The sequence below is a fragment of the Alteromonas sp. 38 genome (assembly GCF_902506055.1).
Taxonomy (GTDB): Bacteria; Pseudomonadota; Gammaproteobacteria; order Enterobacterales; family Alteromonadaceae; genus Alteromonas; species Alteromonas lipotrueae.
Map to the genome: position 1 here is coordinate 1 of NZ_LR733301.1, position 5,549 is coordinate 5,549.

Genomic DNA, 5,549 nt, shown 5'->3' on the forward strand with positions numbered 1-5,549 from the left:
TTCCGAACTCAGAAGTGAAACGTATTAGCGGCGATGGTAGTGTGGGGTTTCCCCATGTGAGAGTAGCACACTGCCAAGCTCCCATTCGAAGAAAGGGCTATCCTAACGGATAGCCCTTTTTTTATGCGTGATTGAAAGTGAAACGTATTAGCGCATGCCGCAAGCCAAGTCCCATTCGAAGAAATTGCTTCACAACGATTGCTTCACAACGATTGCTTCACAACGATAACTAGCCTAACGGATAGCCCTTTTTTATGCATGATAGAAATAAAAGTACTCGCTATAGCACAAACAAGAGACGGTTAGATATGTACTGGAGTGAGCCTTGATATCTTAAGTTTAAGCGCTACAACTTGAATACCGATAACGCGATACATCTATACTAGTGCTAATACTCGACGCGTTTAAAATTAAAAGTGTGAAAGAGAAGAGCAACCCTTAAGTCGATGTGAATACGCTTGAAGATGTTACCTTACATACCTTAAGAATAAAGTTCGATTATTGGAATAGTTAAAGTCTCATAGAGCATAACTTAGTTTGTAATTTTGCTGATTAGCTTCGATTTAATCTGTCATAAAGCTATGAGCGTGAAGCGGACATAATCTGGTTAAGCTCACCTCATCGATTCCGAGCCAACAGCGGAAGTAAGTTTTAACACATATCTGCGCCAAATCTTATCAGAGACAGTAAGGCTAAAAGTAAACTTAGCTTATGTATTTTTATAGTGATACGGTAAAGTAATACTACTTTTATGCTTCAATCCTAACTCTGTCCCTAATAATGATAAATCTAGACTATGTAAAACTATTTACTCGGGTAGCTGCCACTCAAAATATATCTAAAGCCGGGGCTGAATTTGGCTTGTCATCGGCTGTGGCTAGCGCTCATCTTAGTAAGTTAGAGGAAAGTCTGGGTGTTCGGCTAATACATCGTACAACTCGAAAAGTATCGCTTACCGATGAAGGGGAGGAATTTCTTCCAAAGGCTAGGGATGTTCTTGTGTCGGCGGATATAGCTGTATCGTCGGTGAGAGGGGGAGCTAAGCCCAGTGGAAAATTGCGAATAACAGCACCGGTTTCTTTTAGTCATATACATTTAATACCAGCATTAAATGAATTTATGGGAATTTTTCCTGATTTATCTGTAGAGCTTCGTCTCAGCGATACAATAGTCGACATTGTTGAGGGGGGATTTGATATTGCAATCCGAAATGCTGAGCTTAAAGATTCTGCATTGATAGCCAGGAAACTCGCTATAGACAATAGAATTATCTGTGCCTCACCAGAGTACCTTGAAAAGCATGGTAGGCCAGCAACCCCTGAAGCACTGCCAAAGCATAATTGTATTAACCTAATTGGTAATGACAATTGGCTGTTTAGAACCTCAAAGGGCCTATTAAATATTAAGACAAGAGGGGCTTTTACCACAGACAACGGCAAAGCAGTTTGCGATGCATGCGTGAACGGGATGGGGATTGTAATGTGCTCTACATGGATTGCTTATGAGCATTTACGAGCTGGGACCTTAGTCAAAATTCTTGAAGACTACCCATTAGAGGCTGATGCCTCTATATGGGCTGTTTACCCTTCTTCGAAATTGGTTGCCCCTAAAGTTCGTGCGTTTATAGATTACTTTTCTGAGCGTTATGGAAGCCCACCATACTGGGATAGGGTGCAGGGAAGTAGTTTTCCAATATAACGGCCAAATTTATTTGGCCTTTTATTAATATGACCGCGGTAGGGATGATTATTTAATAGGCACTATTGATATTGTAAAAGGTGTATCTGGTTTAGTATTAATCATAGTTGGCGTACCAAATGCAGCGTCAAAATTAGTTACATAGGCAATACCACCACGTACAATAACTTCTCCAGGCGCATCTAACATGTTATTACTGCCGTCGGTATTTCCGTTTTTGGCAAGCAATGTAGCTTGGCCATTCATATCAATACGGTAAACGGCATTATCAAATAAATCGGTAATGTAAAGTGCATTAGAAGGTGCATCCCACTGGATGCCATCACTTGCGATCAAACCTTTATTAAACAGTGTGGTTTCAAGCTTAGAGCTATCTTCATTGAAAGTGCTTTTGTAGATGGTACCGTCTTCCATGATACCGGTATAAAGGTTGCCCTGCCCGTCAACCGCCAAGCCATTTGCACCAAAGCGAAGGCTACCGTCTGATTCAAAGATCTCAAATAGGTGAGAGTCGTGGTTGTTTTTGCTCTGGTATTTAGAAATCTGTAATGGATTTTCAGCCCTAAGTTCATCTAACCTTAATTTATACACACCACTTGTCGTTGATATTCCTTTCTCAGTTGAAAGTACCGTATCAGAGATAAACACATCATTGCCCCTCCACGCTACTGCGTTAGGAAATGAGAACCCTTTTGCAACAACGTCGACATCAATGGCTTTACCATCTATAACATTCACTCGAAGCAAACGAGACTCACCGCCAAACCATAATTGCATGTCGGCAATATAGATGTTTCTATCTGGACCTTTAGCAATCCCCATGGGAGTGACAACACCGCTGTTTGGCTCTAAATCCTGTTGTTTAAATTTGTACCACACAGACACTTGATTTTTGTTATCAATAAGCCCAATCGTTGGAGCTGCCGCTTTAGTTAAGACACCTTGCTCTACAAGCGTCTGGTTATGTAGGTTAGGTGATGTGAACAAAATATTGTTATCTGAATCAAGTGAAAAGCTTGCTGGAGAGTTAAATTGTGCAGGTAAATCTTGCAGCGAGTATTGTTGCTGGGCTAATACTGTTTGAGAGCATGCTGACAGCGCAACAATAGTAAGCATTACACTTAATAAATTTGTATATTTGTTTAGAGTTTTCATGGCGTACCTTTAAATTGTTAACATATGTGCTAAACACAACCGATAACGATTAGATTGCTCTTATCGGCTTACTCATAAGATTGACTATTTTGCAAAACCACCAAGCGGTTTCAGTAGTAGAGGTGAAAGTGAAGCGTGCATCTCACGTAACTCTTGTGGTAAGTCACCTAGGTGTACCATACGGGTGGGTGTTGCTGCTGCAATCCATCGTTCGGCATGATCATTCCAGTTTTCGATATGAATAAAAGAAGCTTCTAAATCTCGAAAACGCTCGTAAACTAGTATGTCACCCTCGTCAGATAGGTAATATTGATAGTTTAGTGTGCCTTCTTCTGTTTTGGCTCGTGCAACTTGAGAATTCATTACTTCTTTAAATGCTTCGAACTGGCCTTGATTCAGTTTTGCCTCCACAATCCAACCAAAATTTTCGAAGCTAGTATCGTTTCCATTTTTAATTAGGCTGCCTTCATACTCTTCTCTTGCAAAACCAGCCAGAGGCTTTAACCAAGTAGGTGCTAGCGAAGCATGACGTTCACGAACATCATCTGGCAAGTCACCAAGATGAAGCATGCGTGTTGGATCCGCCGCTGAAATCCAGCGTTCTGCATGAGCATCCCAGTTTTCGATATGCTCATGTGATGCATCGGCATCAGCAAAACGCTCGTAAACTAAAATATCGCCGGCGTCTGACAAGTAATATTGATAGTTGAGCGTACCTTTTTCATTCAAAGCACGGTTCACTTGCGAATTCATTACTGCTTTAAAGTTTTCTAGCTCACCCTCTTTAAGCTTTGCTTCAACAATCCATCCAAAATTCGTAAACATGATTTTCTCCAATTTAGTGGAAGCACTATTTCTTCCGACTTAATAAAAATTTTATATCGAGTCGATAAGTTAACGACGGAAGAAAGATTAACAGAGGAAATTAGCTTTGATAATGAAGGTAATCAGTGAAAACTTCTTAGATTTTGTTGATAATAAAGTGGGTAGGATGGTAACTCACGCAGCAAATCTGCTGATTCAGAAACGCTGATTTATGCGGATAAATAATTAATCCCTGAATGTCCGCCTTGGATTTTAAGCCGAAGAGACTATTACAAGTGCGTAATGGCCGCAATTGACACATATGGGACTACCAGGTCCCATTGAGCCCTATGATTCAGAATAACAAATTAAAGTCTATTTAGGTAAACAGTATGAACACCAAGCGATTCCAAAATCATTCCACAGAAATTGCCTATGAAAGCCTAGTGAGAAATAGAATTTTGCTACACTCGGTTGAATTGATGTAAAGCTACTTATGTAACGTAAATCTACTAAGGTAAGCGCAAATGAGTCATGTTATGAACAGATGACGTCTGAGGTTAAACATTAAACCGGTAATATCTTGTTTCACTTCGATAAAGACAATATCTAACAATATCGTTATGTTAAAAGCCACACATTAGAGCTATATAGTGATAAGAAGAGAGAAAAGGATGTCTGAGAAAATTGTATTAGAAGCAACCTTCAATCCGTCGGTCAAAACCTATTGGTTGGTAAGCTTGTTGTTATTCTCAACGCTTATAGTCATTGGTATTCCATTACTTGTTATATCCATTCCGATATTTTATCTAATCAGCAGTAAAATGATTGCTGCAATGTCCGCAATCATCACCGAACGAAAACTTATAGTAAAAAAAGGTATTTTCAACAAGGAAGAGAAAACAATTCCACTTGAGAAGATAACAGATGTAGCTATGACCCAAGGCCCGTTAATGCGCATGTTTAATTTATACAGGTTGTCTTTTGAGACTGCAGGACAATCAGCTCAGGGCGCACTTGTTTCGCTTATAGGAATTGAAGATGCTATCAATTTTAGAGAAACCATTTTGAGCCAAAAAGATAAGGCTGTTCAGGGAAATAGATATACGGCAGAAGTCGAGACAAATACTAACGACGACTTCGCCTTACTACTGCAAAGTACACAGCGGATAGAAGCATTATTAGAGAAGTTGGTTAATTCAAAGTAAAAGTTACTGTAATGAGAAGAGGGAGTAACAGGCTTTAAGTACTCATACCCTCTTAGTCAGACAATCTTCCGCTCGTACTCTAGATGATAATTTATCTCTATTAAGTCACCCGCCAAATCCTAGATGAAGTTAAATATAAACACAGTAAGTACAGTGGCTGTCTTAGCGATTACTTGTGGGTAAATAGAATACATAAGGTGAACCAAGTCTATGCAATTGATTTTGAGCTATGACGGTTTATGACGATATAGAGAAGTGAGTAGTACGCTGCTAACAATATACGAGTGATTAGCAATACAGTAAGAAAGCGTAATCAGCCTTAAACCGGTGTAAAAGAAGGCTAATAGCTAGTTTGAAAAACTTTATAAAATTATTTTAAGAAAAGTGTTGATCCAAAAGCTGATTCGCGTAGAATGCGCGCCTCGCTTCAAGGAGTTGGCAACAATAACGAGAAGCGGTTTTCATTAGCTCTACGGAGTTAACAACGGTTCGAAAAGAAATTTACGAAAAACGTTGACACTGAAAACAAGAAGCGTATTATACGCCTCCCGCTCAAGCAGAGTGAGTCACCAAAAAGCAACGGCTTACGGTGAGGTTACGTTAAGTAGCCACGTTCTTTAACAATTTAGACAAGACAATCTGTGTGGGCACTCATTAAGAGTGTCACACAACGACGATTCATAT

At 39.7% G+C, this 5,549-nt stretch carries 4 protein-coding genes and 1 rRNA gene; 3 read left to right on the forward strand and 2 right to left on the reverse strand.

Going from position 1 to position 5,549, the window contains the following annotated elements:
- A 5S ribosomal RNA gene (rrf, locus tag FLAVO9R_RS20585) occupies window positions 1-79 on the forward strand; the annotation flags it as partial.
- A 701-nt stretch (window positions 80-780) separates the two neighbouring features.
- Window positions 781-1,698, forward strand: a complete 918-nt coding sequence (locus tag FLAVO9R_RS20375) for a LysR family transcriptional regulator (RefSeq protein ID WP_159534783.1) — start codon at window positions 781-783, stop codon at window positions 1,696-1,698.
- Between the two features lie 48 nt (window positions 1,699-1,746).
- Here the strand turns inward: FLAVO9R_RS20375 and FLAVO9R_RS20380 are convergent, their stop codons facing one another.
- Window positions 1,747-2,853, reverse strand: a complete 1,107-nt coding sequence (locus tag FLAVO9R_RS20380) for an SMP-30/gluconolactonase/LRE family protein (RefSeq protein ID WP_159534785.1) — start codon at window positions 2,851-2,853, stop codon at window positions 1,747-1,749.
- An 84-nt stretch (window positions 2,854-2,937) separates the two neighbouring features.
- Entirely contained in the window at window positions 2,938-3,678 is a 741-nt protein-coding gene (locus FLAVO9R_RS20385; protein ID WP_159534787.1) for a putative quinol monooxygenase, read from the reverse strand.
- A 653-nt stretch (window positions 3,679-4,331) separates the two neighbouring features.
- Here FLAVO9R_RS20385 and FLAVO9R_RS20390 point away from each other — a divergent pair.
- On the forward strand, window positions 4,332-4,865 hold the full coding sequence (locus FLAVO9R_RS20390; protein WP_159534789.1) for a PH domain-containing protein: 534 nt from the start codon (window positions 4,332-4,334) through the stop codon (window positions 4,863-4,865).
- The last annotated feature ends 684 nt before the right edge of the window (window positions 4,866-5,549 follow it).